Source organism: Pseudorhodobacter turbinis, assembly GCF_005234135.1.
In the GTDB taxonomy this organism is placed as follows: domain Bacteria; phylum Pseudomonadota; class Alphaproteobacteria; order Rhodobacterales; family Rhodobacteraceae; genus Pseudorhodobacter; species Pseudorhodobacter turbinis.
This window is the reverse complement of the sequence record NZ_CP039965.1, coordinates 769,554-787,080: the sequence shown is the minus strand read 5'-3', so window position 1 is coordinate 787,080 and position 17,527 is coordinate 769,554. Positions and strand designations below refer to the sequence as shown.

The 17,527-nt window shown below is 55.7% G+C and carries 15 protein-coding genes, 1 tRNA gene and 3 pseudogenes; 6 read left to right on the top strand and 13 right to left on the bottom strand.

Annotated features, from left to right (window positions below; all coding sequences use genetic code 11):
• Window positions 1-22: 22 nt before the first annotated feature.
• A pseudogene (locus EOK75_RS21685) lies at window positions 23-115 on the bottom strand (hydrolase); the annotation flags it as partial.
• Between the two features lie 452 nt (window positions 116-567).
• Here EOK75_RS21685 and EOK75_RS16230 point away from each other — a divergent pair.
• The gene (locus tag EOK75_RS16230; protein ID WP_137195091.1) at window positions 568-1,089 is read left to right on the top strand and encodes a hypothetical protein; all 522 of its coding nucleotides are present in this window, start codon (window positions 568-570) and stop codon (window positions 1,087-1,089) included.
• Between the two features lie 635 nt (window positions 1,090-1,724).
• Here EOK75_RS16230 and EOK75_RS16225 read toward each other — a convergent pair.
• The 7 genes and pseudogenes from EOK75_RS16225 to EOK75_RS16190 all read right to left on the bottom strand — a co-directional run bounded on the left by EOK75_RS16225 (window position 1,725) and on the right by EOK75_RS16190 (window position 6,878).
• Window positions 1,725-2,756, bottom strand: a complete 1,032-nt coding sequence (locus EOK75_RS16225; RefSeq protein ID WP_137192047.1) for an IS110 family RNA-guided transposase — start codon at window positions 2,754-2,756, stop codon at window positions 1,725-1,727.
• A gap of 103 nt (window positions 2,757-2,859) precedes the next feature.
• A pseudogene (locus tag EOK75_RS16220) lies at window positions 2,860-3,362 on the bottom strand (IS5 family transposase); the annotation flags it as partial.
• 44 nt (window positions 3,363-3,406) lie between these two features.
• Window positions 3,407-4,494 (bottom strand): IS3 family transposase gene (locus tag EOK75_RS16215; RefSeq protein WP_137192138.1). Its coding sequence is split into 2 segments (ribosomal slippage): window positions 3,407-4,233 and window positions 4,233-4,494, totalling 1,089 coding nucleotides; the frame shifts between segments, so codons are not numbered across the junction.
• Window positions 4,495-4,560: 66 nt separating this feature from the next.
• Window positions 4,561-4,794, bottom strand: coding sequence for a hypothetical protein (locus EOK75_RS16210; RefSeq protein ID WP_137195090.1), 234 nt, complete (start codon window positions 4,792-4,794; stop codon window positions 4,561-4,563).
• 6 nt (window positions 4,795-4,800) lie between these two features.
• Entirely contained in the window at window positions 4,801-5,073 is a 273-nt protein-coding gene (locus tag EOK75_RS16205; RefSeq protein WP_137195089.1) for a hypothetical protein, read from the bottom strand.
• A gap of 197 nt (window positions 5,074-5,270) precedes the next feature.
• Window positions 5,271-5,360, bottom strand: a tRNA-Ser gene (locus EOK75_RS16200).
• A gap of 795 nt (window positions 5,361-6,155) precedes the next feature.
• On the bottom strand, window positions 6,156-6,878 hold the full coding sequence (locus tag EOK75_RS16190) for an FRG domain-containing protein (RefSeq protein ID WP_137195087.1): 723 nt from the start codon (window positions 6,876-6,878) through the stop codon (window positions 6,156-6,158).
• A gap of 103 nt (window positions 6,879-6,981) precedes the next feature.
• On the opposite strand from EOK75_RS16190, the gene EOK75_RS16185 reads away from it, so the two are divergent.
• Window positions 6,982-8,069 (top strand): IS3 family transposase gene (locus EOK75_RS16185; RefSeq protein ID WP_137192138.1). Its coding sequence is split into 2 segments (ribosomal slippage): window positions 6,982-7,243 and window positions 7,243-8,069, totalling 1,089 coding nucleotides; the frame shifts between segments, so codons are not numbered across the junction.
• 499 nt (window positions 8,070-8,568) lie between these two features.
• On the opposite strand, the gene EOK75_RS16180 is transcribed toward EOK75_RS16185, so the two are convergent.
• The 5 genes and pseudogenes from EOK75_RS16180 to EOK75_RS16160 form a co-directional block, all read right to left on the bottom strand.
• Window positions 8,569-9,246 (bottom strand): type 1 glutamine amidotransferase domain-containing protein, encoded by a 678-nt coding sequence (locus EOK75_RS16180; protein ID WP_137195086.1) that lies wholly within the window; start codon window positions 9,244-9,246, stop codon window positions 8,569-8,571.
• An 11-nt stretch (window positions 9,247-9,257) separates the two neighbouring features.
• A complete protein-coding gene (locus EOK75_RS16175) occupies window positions 9,258-10,292 on the bottom strand; it encodes an NADP-dependent oxidoreductase (protein ID WP_137195085.1) in 1,035 nt (344 codons plus the stop codon).
• Between the two features lie 12 nt (window positions 10,293-10,304).
• The gene (locus tag EOK75_RS16170) at window positions 10,305-11,462 is read right to left on the bottom strand and encodes an iron-containing alcohol dehydrogenase (protein ID WP_137195084.1); all 1,158 of its coding nucleotides are present in this window, start codon (window positions 11,460-11,462) and stop codon (window positions 10,305-10,307) included.
• A gap of 110 nt (window positions 11,463-11,572) precedes the next feature.
• Window positions 11,573-12,163 carry a TetR/AcrR family transcriptional regulator gene (locus EOK75_RS16165; protein WP_137195083.1) on the bottom strand — a complete coding sequence of 197 codons (591 nt, stop codon included), beginning with the start codon at window positions 12,161-12,163 and terminating at the stop codon, window positions 11,573-11,575.
• Window positions 12,164-12,325: 162 nt separating this feature from the next.
• Window positions 12,326-13,245: pseudogene (locus tag EOK75_RS16160) on the bottom strand (IS5 family transposase).
• A gap of 451 nt (window positions 13,246-13,696) precedes the next feature.
• Between EOK75_RS16160 and EOK75_RS16155 the strand changes: the two are divergent.
• Genes EOK75_RS16155 through EOK75_RS16140 form a run of 4 tightly spaced genes read left to right on the top strand, consistent with a single transcriptional unit; the run spans window position 13,697 to window position 17,496 of the window.
• Window positions 13,697-14,638: an ABC transporter permease gene (locus EOK75_RS16155; RefSeq protein ID WP_137195082.1), complete on the top strand. Its 942-nt coding sequence runs from the start codon at window positions 13,697-13,699 to the stop codon at window positions 14,636-14,638.
• Window positions 14,635-15,504, top strand: a complete 870-nt coding sequence (locus EOK75_RS16150) for an ABC transporter permease (RefSeq protein ID WP_420821952.1) — start codon at window positions 14,635-14,637, stop codon at window positions 15,502-15,504. The genes EOK75_RS16155 and EOK75_RS16150 overlap by 4 nt, the downstream gene beginning before the upstream one ends.
• Window position 15,505: 1 nt before the next feature.
• Window positions 15,506-16,525 carry an ABC transporter ATP-binding protein gene (locus tag EOK75_RS16145; RefSeq protein ID WP_137195081.1) on the top strand — a complete coding sequence of 340 codons (1,020 nt, stop codon included), beginning with the start codon at window positions 15,506-15,508 and terminating at the stop codon, window positions 16,523-16,525.
• The gene (locus EOK75_RS16140) at window positions 16,522-17,496 is read left to right on the top strand and encodes an ABC transporter ATP-binding protein (protein WP_137195080.1); all 975 of its coding nucleotides are present in this window, start codon (window positions 16,522-16,524) and stop codon (window positions 17,494-17,496) included. Before EOK75_RS16145 ends, EOK75_RS16140 begins: the two co-directional genes overlap by 4 nt.
• The last annotated feature ends 31 nt before the right edge of the window (window positions 17,497-17,527 follow it).

Below are 17,527 nucleotides of genomic sequence, written 5' to 3'. Positions count from 1 at the left end.
CCTTCAATACACAGCCCTAAAATCAGGCCCGCGCCCATTGGCACGGGCCTGATTCGTGAATTGATGTGCCGTTTGTGTCGACCGCGACGGTCACGGGCATGTCCTGCACCGTGAATTAAGGTCGAACCGATGATCCTTGAGCCGTTCCCGTAGCACCGGTTCGAGCAACACGCCGCGTTCCGAGCCTCGCCAAATATGCCTCAAGCGGATCCTCTGCGCGCAGATTCTCCAGTGCTTTACGTAGTCGGGCAATCTCGTTGTCTTTTTGTTCAATGTCCCTTTAGTCCCATCCACGTCAAAACCCCACGCGGTTGGCACCTTTACTATTTAGCAGGCGGTGAAATGCCAAACCTTCGTCGGGAAGGCTTGCCCGTTGATTTTAAGACCGGGCCGCACAGTTACGTGGTGGGGCCGCTCTCTACACGCTCCGACGGGGGGGTCTATGAGCCAGTAAAAGGTTTGCTGGGGAACGATACACTGCTAGGCCTGCGTGGCCCTGCACGCTCTAAGGCCGCGCCGATCCTATTCGGATATCGCCATAATGAACTTGTCCGAGAAGCTATGCGAATGGTCGAGTATGTTGACAGTGCCGACGAACTGCAAGCCAACCTTGCAGGCACCCGGGACGATTGGTGTGCTGAGCCGGAAACCATGCCCGATAGCGAATTGGCAGGCATTGCCGGATGGGCTTGGAACTGCAGATTGAAAAACGGCATCTATCGTGGCCGTGACAGCGCCTTTCCTGTTCAACGGCTGGCCCTGGACGCCCTGCGCGGCCAAGCTAATGGCGTGGATGCTATCGCCCTGTTGGTGCTGTTGGAGGATCAGCACGGCCATAGCCCTGGAAAACGGTTTCCTTTGGACTTTAAAGCCATGCGGCGAGCTGGTTTGATTAACATATCCACGCCTCGTCTACGGGCCGCACGCCGCATGTTGGAAGGCGCCGGACTGGTTCGGCTGGTGAGCAAGCATCGCGCAGGGTCGCAACCACAACTGTTTGTTCTGACACGGATGAATTCGGGCCTGTCCGCCCTTGATCGGATCGCCGACACGCCAAGCTCACAACACAGCAATAGCGCGACTATGTAGCGGGGGGAGGGCTAAGATTACTTATGACGCGCAATTTCGCACCTACAAATCAAACGAGCAGTAGCCATTTGAGTTTGGCGACGTAAAATGCTTCGCATCGTCTGCTCAAGTGTAATTATTCGTTACATCCCGCGTAACGAATAATTACATCTGCGCAAGTAAGGTGCTGGTCTGAAACTTAAGAACGGAAAGCCAACGTCAGATTTATAATGTTCAAAGCGTCATCCGGCAAGCCATGCTGTAGCGCAACTTTACATCGGGCACAGTGATTTCGGTCTTGCGGCACGAACAGGTCAGCTAGGGTCAGGACTTCGGTAACGGGGACGTCTCAGTCAAGTGCTTTTTGACATACGCATCCGGCCGCATAGTTGCGGATTTGATGACAGTTGTTTTCTGAGCCGTTCTGCTTTCGCCACAGCCTTCTTTTGAGATCACCCCGGGTGCATGCTTCGGTCCGTGGTCAGCGCGATGGCTACCAACATGATGCTGGTTCAAATGCAATTCCGATGTGCCCATCTCATAGGCGTGCTCGATGTTGGTCGGCAACAGTCCGGAGCACGGCATCATCGGAACCACGTCCCTAGGGGACCTCGAAGGCCTGCAGTCAGGCGCGTGACGGCAGGAAAAGCAATTTTTTAGACCGCATGGGGCACGGCAGTGTCTGATCGAAAGTCTGTGTCATCAACCCACATCCGGTGCAGGATCACCCCGATGCGCCGGGCTAACGCGACCATGGCGCGCTTACCACCTCTGCGGCGGGCGACTTGCGCTGCCCATGTTCTCAGCCAGGTCGAACGCCCGCGGTGCAACATCACGGTCGCAGCCTGACATAGCGCGCGACGCAGGTTGACATCACCTGCCTTGGTGATGCCGCCTGAGACATCGCGTTCGCCCGACTGGTTGCGTGATGGTGTCATGCCGACCCACGGGCCAACATTCTTGGAAGATGTGAACCGGGTGGGATCATCGACGGCTGATCTGTAGGTTAGCGCGACAACAGCTCCCACTCCAGGCATCGACATAAGTCGACGACAGACTGGGTCATCCTGAGCCATCTGACGGACAAGGCGTTCCAATCCCGCCAGCTCCTTTCGCAAGGATGCCCGTGCCAGAAGCATAGGGCCTGTCGCGGCCTCCAGCATCGAATTACCGTCCGCCAATTCGCGGATTCGGTGTTCATACCTGCCCCGAGAGATAGCACCAACTTTCAACCCAAAGTTCCGCAACAGCCCACGCATAGACATTTCTAGGGCGATCATACCTTGCTGGATGGCCTTTCGGGCACCGAGCACGGCACGAACTTCTTGCGCCGAGACGGATTTGCAGTGAACGGGCCGGAACCAGCCAAGGTGAAGCAGGCGCGCAATGCCCTCGGCATCCCGCCGGTCCGTCTTGATTGGCATCGCCTTCAGGGCGCCTTTTACCTGGCGGGTTTCCATCAGGACGACTTCAAGCCCTGCAACGCTCATTGCGCGATGTAACCATTGAGACAATGGGCCAGCCTCGAGCCCAATGGCGGCAATAGTGCCGTCCTGTTCGCGGGCCCAACGCACCAATTCTTCAGGTTCACTGGCGACCTGCGCTTCTTTCACGATCTTGCCATGCTCGCTGATCACGCAAATTGCGGTCTTTGCCAGCGATACATCCAACCCAACAAACAGTCTCATCCTGTAGCCCTCCATGTGGATCCAATACGGGATGGTCGACAAATTGCCCCTGATCTTGCAAGCGGTAACAGGCAGTGTGCAACGCAGGCCCCGTTACGGCATCTCATAACCAAAAGATAACGGCTGCTGCGAGAGCAATTGCAGAGAGGAAGACGGTTGGGGATCTGTCGTAGCGGGTTGAGATGCGTCGCCAATCCTTGAGCCTGCCGAACATTCTCTCGATACGGTTACGTCGTTTGTAGCGGCGCTTGTCGTACTTGACGGTCTTTTTGCGCGACTTGCGACCGGGGATGCAGGGCGTTGTGCCCTTGTCGACAAGGGTTTCACGGAACCAATCAGCATCGTACCCTCTGTCAGCGAGGAGCCAGTCAGCCTCAGGCAGACTATTCATCAAGGCGGCTGCACCAGTATAATCACTGACTTGTCCTGCTGTGATGAAGAGGCGGATTGGTCGTCCGCTGGTGTCTGTGACAGCATGTAGCTTTGTATTCATACCGCCCTTGGTCAACCCGATCAGGCGTCCTCGCCCCCCTTTTTTAACCGCAGGCTGGAGGCCGTACGATGTGCCTTGAGGTAGGTGGCGTCGATTGAGATGGTTTTGTTGTCGGGGGGGTAATCGCCCCCTTTTTAACGGGGTGCATCTGTAGAACTTACGCGGCCATTTTCAGTTTCATAGCGGGTGTGATGCCGCCGATGCCCATGTTCGGGCGGTCGTTGTTATATGTCCAGAGCCATTGTGTGGCCTGATCCTGAGCCTCCTCGATGCTTTCGATGATGTATTGATCCAGCCATTCATGCCGAACCGTCCGGTTGTAGCGCTCGACATAGGCGTTCTGCTGGGGCTGTCCGGGTTGGATGTGCTGGATCGTAACACTATGTTTCTCAGCCCATTTTCTCAGTGTTTCGCTGATATATTCCGGCCCATTGTCGACCCTGATCGTGCCCGGTTTTCCGCGCCATTCGATAATGCGATCAAGGCTGCGGATGACCCGTTCGGCAGGGAGCGAGAAATCAACCTCGATCCCCAGCCCTTCGCGGTTGAAGTCGTCCAACACATTCAAAAGCCGAAAAGCCCTGCCGTCGCCGAGGCGATCCGCCATGAAGTCCATGGACCAGGTCACATTCGGTCTGTTCGGGACCGCCAGAACGTCAGGCTTCTCCCGTTTCAGCCGCTTGCGCGGCTTGATGCGCAGGTTCAGTTCCAGCTCACAGTAGATCCGGTAGACCCGCTTGTGGTTCCACGGATGCCCCTTCACGTTGCGCAAATGCAGGAAACACAGGCCAAATCCCCAAGTCTTGCGCGCATCCGTCAGCCCTGTCAGCAGATCGGCGATCACCTCGTTCTCGTCTTTCAGCTTCGGGCTGTAACGATAGCAGGTCTCGCTGACCTCGAAGGCCCGGCACGCCAGCGCGATGCTGACGCCCCGTCGCTCTACCGCCGTTTCGGCCATCTCGCGGCGCTGAGATGGCCCCGTTACTTTTTTCCGAGGGCTTCCTTCAATAAGTCCGCCTGCATGCTCAGATCTGCATACATCCGCTTCAGCCTGCGGTTCTCTTCCTCCATGGCTTTCATCTGGCTGACCATGGATGCATCCATGCCACCATACTTCGCACGCCATTTGTAAAACGACGCATTGCTCATGCCATGTTCACGGCAAAGCTCGGCCACCGGCACACCACCTTCGGCTTGGCGCAGGATCGCAAGGATCTGGGGTTCGCTATATCTGGTCATTTTCATTCAAAATCTCCTCGTTCATCTTGCCGAGAAAATTCTACTTCCGCAGCCCCTTACTTTCGGGGGGGATTACCCTAAGGGCCAGTCGAGTTGACCGCTTCCAGCCATGCCGCCCTTGGACGAATTGCCAACGAAAGCGTCAAAATCGACTTTCGATTTAAGATCATCGTTGATTACTTGCAGGTCTGGATCACTCAAGGCTGTCGCCAATTTTCGTATTGGTCGACCGTACGTGTTATAGTCTGCTTGCTGAATGTCTAAAATTGCATTGTTGAGGTCTTCAAGTGCGGAAGCTACGGTCATAAAATTCTATTTCCCAATCCGCGCCGCCGCTGCTTTTTCAAGAATGCTGTTGCGTGCTTGTTCTTTGAGTTGTCCGGCAAGGTTCTGTATCCAGTCGTTTCGCTCATAAGATCGTGTTTTATCGTCGATTGCATCGCTTATTTTTTGCAATGCGGCTTCGATGCTTGCGGGATCGCTTGGATCAAAACTTACACTAGCCAATTCGCCGTCGATTTCGCGGGCAAATTTCGACATTTGCTCTGTCTTCTTCATAATCGCATCAAGGCCTGTAATTTTCATCGCTCAACCGTTCATAATAAATTCAACGAAACTTTGCGACAACTTCGATCTTAGCACAAGATTAGGATTCACGTTTCCGTAAGAGCCTCACTCAAATAGCAGCGCATTCCAGTCAATTCCGCGACATGCATTGCAACATGCAAAGAGACAATCCACCCATAGGTTTTCATTTAAAAACAAACACTTACAGGGGATTGTGGCGGAGACGAAGGGATTCGAACCCTCGAGACCCTTCCGGGCCTACTCCCTTAGCAGGGGAGCGCCTTCGACCACTCGGCCACATCTCCACTTACGCGTATAGCCAAGTAAACATGGGTGACACAAGGCTAAAAAGCCAATTTTTGAAATTTTCCAATGTGGTCAAAAAAACCCTCAAAGTGGCACTGAGAGGCACTGAATGGCACTGGGTATGGGAAACATTTGGGCAATTTCCCTTACAGGAAAAGCGCCTTCGGCTCGAACAAGCACCACAAACGGTTGCGATTACGTGCTGTAGTCCCTTCAGACATTTATACAAACCTCACGCCCCCCAACCGACAAACCCCACAAAAATTTATCAAACTTTCGCGCGATATGATTTCCGATGCGTAGACTTCGCACCGAGTTTCTCATCATGATGAAATCTTCAGTAACAGAACACTACTCCAGCATCGCAACGATCGAAGAAATTGAACATTACCTCAGGGTAAAGGGCGACAAGCGAAGAGAACTCTTCGCCCACTGGGGTCTTCCGAGTAATCGTTCAATGTTGTGGTCCGAACTCTGGTCCTCGATGGGATTAGACCCGACTCAGCGCAAGAAGCTTTGGGGTGACCTTCAAGCACCGCTCTGGGACATTAAGGAGGTATCCCAGGTTACGGGCATTAGCGTCGGTGCAATCAATGCTTGGTGCAACAAGGATAGATATCCAGAGCGCTTCCCTCCACCCATTCGGCTTGGCCCACGCAAGAAATTATGGATCTCTCTGGAGATTCTCGCATTTGAGCAGCCAAGCCTGTACTTAGTACGAGCAAAGGAAATCCGCCGACTTCCACATCTCCCCGTGTTCGCTAAACCGCAACCGATGGCTTTGAAAGTTGATCTCAACCCATTGCCCTCCACTCCCGAGACAGAAAAAACTTCTTCGCCTCATGATCGATCGGCCATTGCGCAATGCTGATACCGTGTTGCGTTGGGGTGAGGACAAGCGATCGTCGAAAAACCGGAATAGCAGGCAAGCCCTCATCTTCATCTTTGGTGCATAGCCTTCGCCATGGAACGGACATGAGAGCACGAAGAATCGGGTCCTGCGAAGGTGGCGGAAAGAGATCGTTCGTGGAGGAAATACCAGAATATTCTCTAAATAGCTTTGCGTCAGCGATAAAGTGGTGCGTTATTATGCCTTCAGGTAGTGTACCCGCAACAGGACCCAGCAGCCAGGCATCCTGAGCGTGGAATCGTGGACGAGCGCCGGAAATCGAAATACTCGAAAGGTCGTGCGCATGTATGCTTTGACTCTTGGCTCGACTTGGATCGACAGCATAAAGATGGCAATTACCAACAAACTCCGTATAGCCAGCCGTTTGATGCACTCGCCATATCGGGTCCTCATGCCAATCTTCGCTCATCTCTATAGATTGGTCGCTTTGATATTGGTGCGATGCGAACCAAGAAGATACGGCAGGATTGGAAGAGAAGTCTAAATAAAATGAGCGCCAGCCGTAATGCTGAAGAATTGCCTGTGTCTCTTCGATACTTCCAGACGAACCATCCACATACAGGTAGGGTGCCAGCGCGAAGCGGGCGTAATGACTCCATTTTAACATTAGAGGTGGGACGCATCCCGCTCTGTCGAAAGGGTAATCCCCCCCGAAAGTAAGGGGCTGCGGAAGTAGAATTTTCTCGGCAAGATGAACGAGGAGATTTTGAATGAAAATGACCAGATATAGCGAACCCCAGATCCTTGCGATCCTGCGCCAAGCCGAAGGTGGTGTGCCGGTGGCCGAGCTTTGCCGTGAACATGGCATGAGCAATGCGTCGTTTTACAAATGGCGTGCGAAGTATGGTGGCATGGATGCATCCATGGTCAGCCAGATGAAAGCCATGGAGGAAGAGAACCGCAGGCTGAAGCGGATGTATGCAGATCTGAGCATGCAGGCGGACTTATTGAAGGAAGCCCTCGGAAAAAAGTAACGGGGCCATCTCAGCGCCGCGAGATGGCCGAAACGGCGGTAGAGCGACGGGGCGTCAGCATCGCGCTGGCGTGCCGGGCCTTCGAGGTCAGCGAGACCTGCTATCGTTACAGCCCGAAGCTGAAAGACGAGAACGAGGTGATCGCCGATCTGCTGACAGGGCTGACGGATGCGCGCAAGACTTGGGGATTTGGCCTGTGTTTCCTGCATTTGCGCAACGTGAAGGGGCATCCGTGGAACCACAAGCGGGTCTACCGGATCTACTGTGAGCTGGAACTGAACCTGCGCATCAAGCCGCGCAAGCGGCTGAAACGGGAGAAGCCTGACGTTCTGGCGGTCCCGAACAGACCGAATGTGACCTGGTCCATGGACTTCATGGCGGATCGCCTCGGCGACGGCAGGGCTTTTCGGCTTTTGAATGTGTTGGACGACTTCAACCGCGAAGGGCTGGGGATCGAGGTTGATTTCTCGCTCCCTGCCGAACGGGTCATCCGCAGCCTTGATCGCATTATCGAATGGCGCGGAAAACCGGGCACGATCAGGGTCGACAATGGGCCGGAATATATCAGCGAAACACTGAGAAAATGGGCTGAGAAACATAGTGTTACGATCCAGCACATCCAACCCGGACAGCCCCAGCAGAACGCCTATGTCGAGCGCTACAACCGGACGGTTCGGCATGAATGGCTGGATCAATACATCATCGAAAGCATCGAGGAGGCTCAGGATCAGGCCACACAATGGCTCTGGACATATAACAACGACCGCCCGAACATGGGCATCGGCGGCATCACACCCGCTATGAAACTGAAAATGGCCGCGTAAGTTCTACAGATGCACCCCGTTAAAAAGGGGGCGATTACCGAAAGACGTAACTAATGACGTTTTACCGGTGTTTGTAGTATAGTTTTTGGTCTGCCCCCTCGTATCGACGGCTGGCCAAAGGCTGCAAAGTGGCTAATAAACCTGCCCGAATACAAAAAACGGCGATTTGAGTTACCTGCACAACTTGGACCAAGCGAAACGCGTGGTTCTGCGGTGGATGGAGCCTGGCGGTCCTCTCGACGCGACATTAGCGCGACCGGATAGCGACGCCCTCGACATTCTTGATCGCGCTGGACACCTCGTTCCCAGCGAAACGCCCGCGGTTGTCAGCACACTTTCGGGTCAGCTTTTACATGATCGACCCACCAGCATTCAGCTTCCTCGTCTCATTTCGGTCGCGCAGGCAACGCGTAGCTTCCGAAGCGTGAAAGTTCAGAAGACGAGCCAGACGGTCCAAATACTCTTCAGATTGCCTAGGAGAAATGCTTTAGACGGGGCTTTATGCCAGCAGGGCCAGAATTTCCTGTGCCGCTGCAGCCGAGGACGCAGGGTTTTGCCCTGTTACCAGCTTGCCATCGCGCAGCACAAAGCTTGCCCAATCCGCACCCTTTTCATAGGCACCACCTTTGGCTTTCAACATATCCTCCACCAAAAATGGAACGATGTCTGTCAGGCCAACAGCCTCTTCTTCGGTGTTGGTGAAGCCCGTTACGCGGCGCCCCGAAACCAAGGGTTTTCCGTCTGTCCCAAGCGTATGGCGGAACACGGCCGGGGCGTGACAAACGGCACCAACGGGATGGTCTGCTGCGGCAAAGGCTTCGATCAGGCGCTTGCTGTCGGCATCTTCGGCAAGATCCCAAAGCGGGCCGTGGCCACCGGGATAGAAAATCGCGTCAAAGCCGGTCTCTGTCACGTCGGCAAGTTCAAGCGTCGTCGCAAGCTGTTTTTGCGCATCAGCATCGGCCTTGAAACGACGCGTGTCGTCCGTCTGGGCACCGTCATCATCGCTGGAGGGGTCAATGGGTGGCTGCCCCCCTTTGGGCGACGCGATGGTGATCTCGGCCCCTGCGTCTTTGAAGACGTAATAGGGGGCTGCGAATTCCTCCAGCCAAAAGCCGGTTTTCTTGCCCGTGTCGCCCATTTTATCGTGTGAGGTGAGAACCATAAGAATTTTCATGACTATATCCTTCATTTATTGCCAACGCGGATCACGCGCTTGCCAAAGTTTTCGCCGTTCAAAAGTCCGACAAAAGCCTCGGGTGCATTTTCCAAGCCGTCGATGATCTCTTCGCGATATTTGATTTTACCCGTCTCAATCCACGCAGACATTTCCTTGGCGAATTCAGGGTAGAGGTGGCCGAAATCATCAAAAATGATAAAGCCCTGAACCTTGACCTTTTTGCGCAAAATCTGACCCATTAACCAATTCATACGATCAGGGCCATTTGGCAGTGCGGTTGCGTTATATTGCGAGATTAACCCACAAACCGGTACCCTCGCGTTGGGGTTTAGCAATGGGATAACGGCATCAAGGACCTTGCCGCCAACATTCTCATAATAGACATCGATGCCATTGGGCGTCGCTTTGCCCAGCTGATCGGCAAAGTCATCGGCTTTGTGGTCAATACAGGCGTCAAAGCCCAATTCGTTCACCGCATAGGCACATTTATCTCGCCCACCTGCGATGCCTACGACGCGGCACCCCAAAAGTTTGCCGATTTGACCAACCGTAGCACCGACCGGGCCGGTGGCTGCGGCGACAACAATCGTCTCTCCTGCCTTTGGCTCACCAATCCGTGTTAGTCCAGCCCATGCCGTAAAGCCGGGCATCCCGAGGATACCAAGCGCCCATGACGGGTGATCCGGCGTTTTGCCAAGGTTGGTCACACCCGTGCCATCCGATAGGGCGTAATCCTGCCAGCCATTGAAGCTGAGAACAAAGTCACCCTCAGCAAACCCGTCGACATTGGATGTGATAACCTGCGCCACTGTGCCACCAACCATCACGCCGCCAATCTCAACGGGTGGGGCGTAGGAGGGGGCATCGCTCATCCGGCCGCGCATGTAAGGGTCAAGCGACAGAAATTCAGTGCGCAACAGCATCTGATCTGCGCCCGCTGTGGGGATCGTGGTTTCCTTAAGGGTTAGGGTGTCTCTGGTCGGTGCGCCCTTTGGACGCGTCGCCAAAACAAGCTGCCGATTGGTTGTTGTTGTCTGTGTCATGATTGAGCCCTCTTACAGTGCTGCGTTAAGAATGCGGCGCGCGGTGTCTGGTGTAATGGCCTGGTTTTCACCAAGTGCGGTCATGCCGTGGCTTTCCAGGGCTGCGACAAGCAGGTCGATGTCGGGTGCCCCAAGGCCATAGTCCCCAAGGCGGGTGTCGATCCCCATTGCGTGGAAAAAGTTCCGGGTTGCATCAATCGCGGCGTCGATGCGCGTGTCGTCGTCGCCTTCGCGAATGTTCCAAACATTGGCCGCATATTGCAGCAGCTTTTCGCGCTTGGGGCCGCGCTGGTCTTGCATCAAGGCGGGCAGAACAACGGCCAAAGTACGGGCGTGATCTGTGTCATTTAACGCGGTGATTTCATGCCCGATCATATGGCTTGCCCAGTCTTGCGGCACGCCTGCGCCGATCAGACCGTTCAAGGCAAGTGTTGCGGTCCACATCAGATTGGCGCGGATGTCGTAGTCATCTGGCGTTTCCAGCGCCTTAGGGCCCAGCTCGATCAGCGTGCGCAAAAGCGTTTCGGCAAAGCCGTCCTGAACAGAGGCTGCGACGGGGTATGTCAGATACTGTTCGATAATATGCACGAAAGCATCGGCCACGCCATTCGCGATCTGGCGCGGGGGCAGCGTGTAGGTAAGCTCTGGGTCAAGGATAGAGAAAACGGGATAGCAATGCGCGGTCATAAACGGCAGTTTCGCACCTTTTTCGGCATGTGTAATGACAGAGCCGGGGTTCATCTCGGACCCTGTTGCGGGCAAGGTTAGCACTGTGCCAAACGGCATCGCGGATTTCACAACGCTGCCCATAGAGGTCAGAATTTCCCATGCATCGCCGTCGTACTTGGCCGCCGCTGCGATGAACTTGGTTGCATCAATGACGGAACCGCCGCCGACAGCCAACAGGAAAGTGATGCCATGCTCGGCGATCACATCCACAGCTTTGATCGCAGTGGCAAAGCGTGGGTTCGGCTCAATTCCACCGAATTCAACAACCGTGCGATTGCCAAGTGCGGACCGGACTTGGCCCAGAACGCCGGTTCGTTCGGCGCTACCGCCGCCATAAAGAAGCAGAACCTTTGCTTGCGCCGGTATTTGGGCATCAAGATCCGCGATACGACCTTTGCCAAAAAGAATATGTGTCGGGTTGTGCAAATCGAAGTTGTTCATGGGTGGTTTCCTTTGATTAAAGTGCGCAGGCACATCTCAATGTCGCTGCACGGTGTATGGTTTCGACGTATAAATAGACCGGTCGTCTAGGTTTGCGGCAAAAAAATGGCTTATGGGGGTGGGATTGCGATGTCCGTCGATCTTAGCGCGGCGTCCAAGGGGGTGCTGTCCTGTGTCAGCCCTGCAATAAGGCTGGCGCCTAGCCACTGGTGATAGATTGATTGGGCGACGCTCTGGATGTCTTTGATCGGGGCAATCGAGCCTTCGTTGATGCCCTCTTCAATGGTTTCGGTCAGGCTTGTGATGATGTCAGTAACGCCGCGCTGCAAGATTTTGCTCATATCCGGTGAAAGATCGGCCACCTCGGCAGATAGCTTCACCACGAGGCAGCGGTCCTGCAGGTTTGGCCCGGTTTGTTTTTGTAGCCAGCCCTCAAAATAACGCAGCAACCGTGCGCGTGCATCAAGCTTGGAATCGAGCAGCGTTTCGCCAAGACTAGCGTGGTATTGTGAGACAAAATCATCGAGTAGCGCGCAACCATAAGCCTCTTTGGACGCAAAGTAGTGGTAGAAGGAGCCTTTGGGCACGCCCGCTGCTTTCAACAGTTCATTCAGCCCCACGCCAGAATATCCCTGCCGCGCCGTCAGGCTGCGCCCAACGGATAAAATGTGACTGCGTGTATCTTTGGTTTGTGTGCTCATAGGGGATACATAGGCATAATTAGACCAGTCGTCTAGGGGCATGCGGATTCTTTTTCCAGTATCGTGAATTGCAATTTCGGCTTCGTGTCACCGCCATTGCTCTTGGCTGACTCTGTTGCTCAAATCAGCTGACGGACGGCTCTCCCCTTATCTCAGACGGATTTACCCCACGGCTTCCGTGACGGGGATGCCAAGCGCGGTGTAGCCGTTCAGGATCGCAACGCGCACTTGAACCTCGGCGACCTGGCGGTCAAAGTCGCGCGCCATTAGGCCCTGGCCCAGCAGTTTCATGCAATGCATCCGCTGCCCGGCAGGGTTATGCGAAGCATGAGCCCGAAAGGGTTTGTCTCGACGCGGCTCCGGCGGAGGTATCCGCTCCAGTTTCGCCAGAGTGCCCGACCCAGATATCTTGATGCGCGGAGTGCGTCGTTCCTGCCATGGCCCCGGCAGTGGTTGGCTTCCATGGCTGGGCATTTCTACGCGGGGGGATGACCGCAGAGGCTCCATGATCGGCAATGGCGTTATGGCATCGGCGCGTGTCGTATGCACCATCCGCAGTTACGCTGCCGATCTGCTGATCGCGTGGGATCTGGTTGAGCAGATGAGGTAACATCGGTGCATCACCGGTATTGCTGCCCGTGATCTCAACCGCTCTGGCTTCCAGCGTTTGCTCATCGATACCCCCTCTCGGCAGATTGCTTTGCAATCGCCTACCGGGCAGTGGATGTGGATCTTGCGCCAGACGCGTCGCTTGGGGCCGCCGTGCTTGCGGGCGTTCCATTCGCCTTCACCCTCGACCTTGATGCCAGTGCTGTCCGCTGCCCGGCAGGGTAGTGCGCAGCAATGCCTGAGAGGGCAGTGGTCAGGCACGTCTGGATGGCAGCGTCACTAAATGTCCGCGACCTGCCCCGCTTGCCGGAAGGTTCGGCATCCCAGCTCATCTCGGGACCGAACCAGCCTTACGGCGATTACACGTAATCGCCTACCGGCCAACGGATCGTCAGTGATCCGCGGCGCTTTAACGCCGCGTTATAATCAGCCCAGTTCGTCGTCTTATAGGTAGGTGATGTCGGTTTGCTTATGCAGGGAAGCTACCACACTGGATTCACGACATGAACCCCTTCTGGATTTGTGCAACATAGTCATGGGGGACGCTGTCTGCGTCATAGCTATTTGGTAGGACTTGCGGCATGCGAAGGCAAGGCGGATGCTATAAGTTGATTGAATTTAAGGATTTTTTATGAATTCCCATGCAAAGGGTCTGGAGTCTCGCTGTGCTTTTTGTAGGTGGCTGACATGGTCAGGCTGCGCTCCGAACTTCGCGCAGATTTCTGGAATGCCTGATGGGATCACAAGCATGGATCACGTCTGCGTGAAAACTTACGCATTGGCAACAAAGTGTTGCGGGGTAAGCCATGACAGGTAATAGTCGTCCACTACAGGTGGCTTGCCGCCACAACCCTTACATTTGCACACTCAAGGATTTCACGTTTCCATGACAGCCTGCCTTCTCAATCCGGCAACGGTCAGTAGATGCTGATCTATACTCTACGCCGTGTGCTGGCGATTATCCCCGTGATGGTCGTGGTCGCACTGGTTGTCTTCTCGCTGCTCTACTTTAGTCCGGGTGACCCCGCATTGGTGATGGCGGGCGAGACGGCTACGCCAGAGGAAATCGCACGTATCCGCACGGCGCTGGGCCTTGATCGGCCCTATCTGGTGCGGCTTGCTGAATGGTCTTTTGGGATACTGAGGGGTGATTTTGGCCAATCGATATTCTTCGGCAAATCCGTCGCAGAGCTGATCGTACAGCGCACCATGCCAACGCTTTGGCTTTCGCTTTTGACCATGTTTTTTGCGCTGGCCTTGTCGCTGCCGCTTGGCATCGTGGCCGCCTGGCAGGCCGGGCGCGCGCCTGACCGGATAGCGATGGGCTTTGCCGTGCTGGGCTATTCAATGCCGGTCTTTGTTTTGGGTTACTTGCTGATCTTTGCATTCTCGGTCTGGCTTGGCTGGTTTCCTGTCCAGGGCTACAAACCGCCGTCAGAGGGGCTTTGGCCTTTCCTGAGCCATCTCATCCTACCCGCCTTTACGCTTGGGGTGGTGTATGCCGCGCTTATTGCACGGATCACCCGTTCCGCCATGCTAGAGGTTTTGCGCCAGGATTATATGCGTACGGCCCGCGCCAAAGGCCTGAGCCTTTGGTCCATGTTGCTGGGGCATGCACTTAAAAATGCGGCGATCCCGATTATGACCATTGTGGGTATCGGCTTTGGCTCGGTCATTAGCGGCGTTGTCGTGACGGAGACGGTGTTCAACATTCCCGGCATCGGGCGGCTGACCGTCGATGCAATTCTGCGCCGCGATTATCCTGTCATTCAAGGCGTGGTATTGGCGTTGTCAGGTGTTTACGTTCTGATCAATCTTCTGGTTGATCTTAGTTACGGGCTTTTCGATCCGAGGATGAAATATTGAGCGCCGCTGTTTCCCCCACAACTGCTTCAACCCCGGACGGGTTGACCCTTGGTGATGTATTGCGCCACCCGACGATCATGATCGGTGGCATTATCATGTTGGTTATGATGGCAGCGGCCCTGCTCGCGCCTTGGCTGGGGACGGTTGACCCGCAATCGCTTTCGGGTCTGCGGCGGTTGAAGCCCCCAAGCATGGAGATCTGGTTTGGCGGCGATATGGTCGGTCGCGATGTCTATAGCCGCACAGTTTACGGTGCGCGGGTTTCACTGATGGTCGGGCTGTCCGTGGCCACGATCTCAATTTTGATCGGGTTAAGCATCGGATTATTGGCCGGGTTTGTCGGCTGGATAGATGCTATTGTGATGCGCATTATGGATGGGCTGATGGCGATCCCGTCTATTCTTTTGGCGGTGGCATTGATCGCCCTTACCGGTGCCAGTGTGGGGAACGTGATCCTTGCGATCACAATATCCGAAGTGCCGCGCGTTTCCCGGTTGGTACGAAGTACAGTGCTCTCGTTAAAAGAGCGACCTTTTGTCGAGGCGGCGCTGGTTGTCGGCACACCCTTTCCCGCGCTGCTTTGGCGCCACATCCTGCCCAATACGCTTGCGCCTTTGTTGGTGCAGGGCAGCTATATCTTTGCCGCGGCGGTGCTGACCGAAGCTGCGCTTAGCTTTATCGGTGCCGGTACGCCGCCCGAAGTGCCAAGCTGGGGCAACATGATTTCGGACGGTCGCCTTGTATTTCAGATCGCACCACATCTGGTGATCTTTCCGGGTGTGGCCCTGGCGCTGACGGTGCTTGCGGTGAATATGATCGGTGACGGGCTGCGTGATGTGCTCGATCCAAACTTCCGGGTGCGCTGATATGGCCTTGTTAGAAATCGATACGCTTTCGACGGCTTTTGCCAGTCGCCAAGGTCAGGTTCTGGCCGTGGATCGACTATCGCTGCAAGTAGAGCGGGGGGAGACGCTGGCCGTCGTTGGCGAATCCGGCTGCGGCAAAAGCGTAACAGCCCTGTCTGCGATGCGCTTGTTGCCCGAACCCCACGGGCGGATTACCGGCGGGCAAATCCGCTTTGATGGGCGTGACCTTGCAGGCCTTAGCGAAGCACAGATGCGCAAAGTGCGCGGTCGTGACATCGCGATGATCTTTCAAGAGCCAATGACAAGCCTGAACCCCGTGTTGACCATCCAGCGCCAGATCGGCGAGACGGTGCGCCTGCATATGGGGCTGAACGCGACAGATACGCGGGCGCGCGCGTTGGAGATGTTGGAGCTTGTCCAGATCCCCGAACCCGCGCGGCGATTGACGCAATATCCACATGAGTTGTCGGGCGGCATGCGGCAAAGGGTGATGATCGCAATGGCATTGGCCTGCGACCCGAAACTGCTGATCGCGGATGAGCCGACGACCGCGCTTGATGTCACGATTCAGGCACAAATTCTGGAAATTCTAAGGGACCTCTCCACACGTCTTGGCATGGCGACCATGTTGATCACACATGATCTTGGCGTTGTGGCCGAGATGGCGTCGCGCGTTGTGGTGATGTATGCCGGCCGCATGGTAGAGCAAGGGGCCGTGGCGGATGTGCTGCACAATCCGCGCCATCCTTATACGGTCGGGCTGCTGGGGGCGGTGCCCAAGCTGGGGTCAAGCCTGAAGGCCGGCCCGCGCCCGACGCTTGCCGAAATTCCCGGAACCGTGCCGCTTGTGCGTGCGGCCCAAAGTTCTTGTGCGTTTGCGCCGCGCTGTCCGCTGGCCGTGGACCGTTGCCGTGCCGAACTGCCACCGGCCGTCGATCAGGGCGCAGGGCATGTCAGCGCGTGCTGGCGCACAGAGGATGTTCCTGCCATGGCTGCGAAATTGCGGGAAGGCACGCCATGACGCTTTTACACGTTCAGGATCTGAAGAAGCATTTCCCAGTCCGGCGCGGCGCGCTTGATTGGCTGAAGGGTGCACCGGCTCAGGTTGTACATGCGGTGGACGGGGTCAGCTTTGACATTGCGGCGGGCGAGACCTTGGGCCTTGTGGGCGAGTCCGGTTGCGGAAAATCCACGGTCGGCCGCAGTATCGTGCGGCTGGAAGATGCCACCGCCGGGGATATCAGCATTGACGGGCGGGCCATTACCACGCTTAGCCGACATGATTTTCGCAGCCTGCGCAAAGATGTGCAGTTTGTGTTCCAAGACCCCTTCGCCTCGCTGAACCCGCGCATGACGGTGGCACAAGCTGTGGGGGAACCTTTGCGCAATTTCGGTGCCACCGATCCGGTCGCCCGCCGTGCAAGAGTGGCCGAGCTGATTGAACGCGTGGGGTTGCGACCCGACCAGATGGACCGTTTTCCACATGAATTTTCAGGTGGCCAGCGTCAGCGCATCGGCATTGCCCGTGCGCTTGGCTTGAACCCGAAACTGATTGTTTTGGACGAACCGGTGTCGGCGCTGGATGTTTCGGTACAGGCGCAGGTAATTAACCTGTTGATCCGTTTGCAGCAGGAATTCGGCATCGCCTATCTGTTTATCGCGCATGATCTGGCGGTGGTGGAACATATCAGCGACCGTGTCGCCGTGATGTATCTGGGCAAGATTGTGGAGCTGGCCGAAAAGCGCAGCCTTTTTGCACGGCCCCGCCATCCCTATACGCAAGCGCTTTTGTCGGCTGTGCCGGTTGCCGATACCCAGGTGCAACGCGACAAGATCATTCTGAAGGGTGATTTGCCAAGCCCGATCCAGCCGCCGTCAGGCTGCCGCTTCCGCACGCGCTGTCCCATCGCTCAAGCTATTTGCGCCAAGCAAGAGCCACCCTTGCGGCAGGTCTCGGCAGGTCATAGTACCGCCTGTCACTTCGCGGAATAGACCTTTTGACAGTAACGGGCCGCCCCCATCA

Bases quoted from the DNA above. Each gene is read 5' to 3' on its own strand.
- EOK75_RS16230 (WP_137195091.1), top strand. From the start codon at position 568: ATGGTCGAGTATGTTGACAGTGCCGACGAACTGCAAGCCAACCTTGCA.
- EOK75_RS16225 (WP_137192047.1), bottom strand. From the start codon at position 2,756: ATGAGACTGTTTGTTGGGTTGGATGTATCGCTGGCAAAGACCGCAATT.
- EOK75_RS16210 (WP_137195090.1), bottom strand. From the start codon at position 4,794: ATGACCGTAGCTTCCGCACTTGAAGACCTCAACAATGCAATTTTAGAC.
- EOK75_RS16205 (WP_137195089.1), bottom strand. From the start codon at position 5,073: ATGAAAATTACAGGCCTTGATGCGATTATGAAGAAGACAGAGCAAATG.
- EOK75_RS16190 (WP_137195087.1), bottom strand. From the start codon at position 6,878: ATGTTAAAATGGAGTCATTACGCCCGCTTCGCGCTGGCACCCTACCTG.
- EOK75_RS16180 (WP_137195086.1), bottom strand. From the start codon at position 9,246: ATGAAAATTCTTATGGTTCTCACCTCACACGATAAAATGGGCGACACG.
- EOK75_RS16175 (WP_137195085.1), bottom strand. From the start codon at position 10,292: ATGACACAGACAACAACAACCAATCGGCAGCTTGTTTTGGCGACGCGT.
- EOK75_RS16170 (WP_137195084.1), bottom strand. From the start codon at position 11,462: ATGAACAACTTCGATTTGCACAACCCGACACATATTCTTTTTGGCAAA.
- EOK75_RS16165 (WP_137195083.1), bottom strand. From the start codon at position 12,163: ATGAGCACACAAACCAAAGATACACGCAGTCACATTTTATCCGTTGGG.
- EOK75_RS16155 (WP_137195082.1), top strand. From the start codon at position 13,697: ATGCTGATCTATACTCTACGCCGTGTGCTGGCGATTATCCCCGTGATG.
- EOK75_RS16145 (WP_137195081.1), top strand. From the start codon at position 15,506: ATGGCCTTGTTAGAAATCGATACGCTTTCGACGGCTTTTGCCAGTCGC.
- EOK75_RS16140 (WP_137195080.1), top strand. From the start codon at position 16,522: ATGACGCTTTTACACGTTCAGGATCTGAAGAAGCATTTCCCAGTCCGG.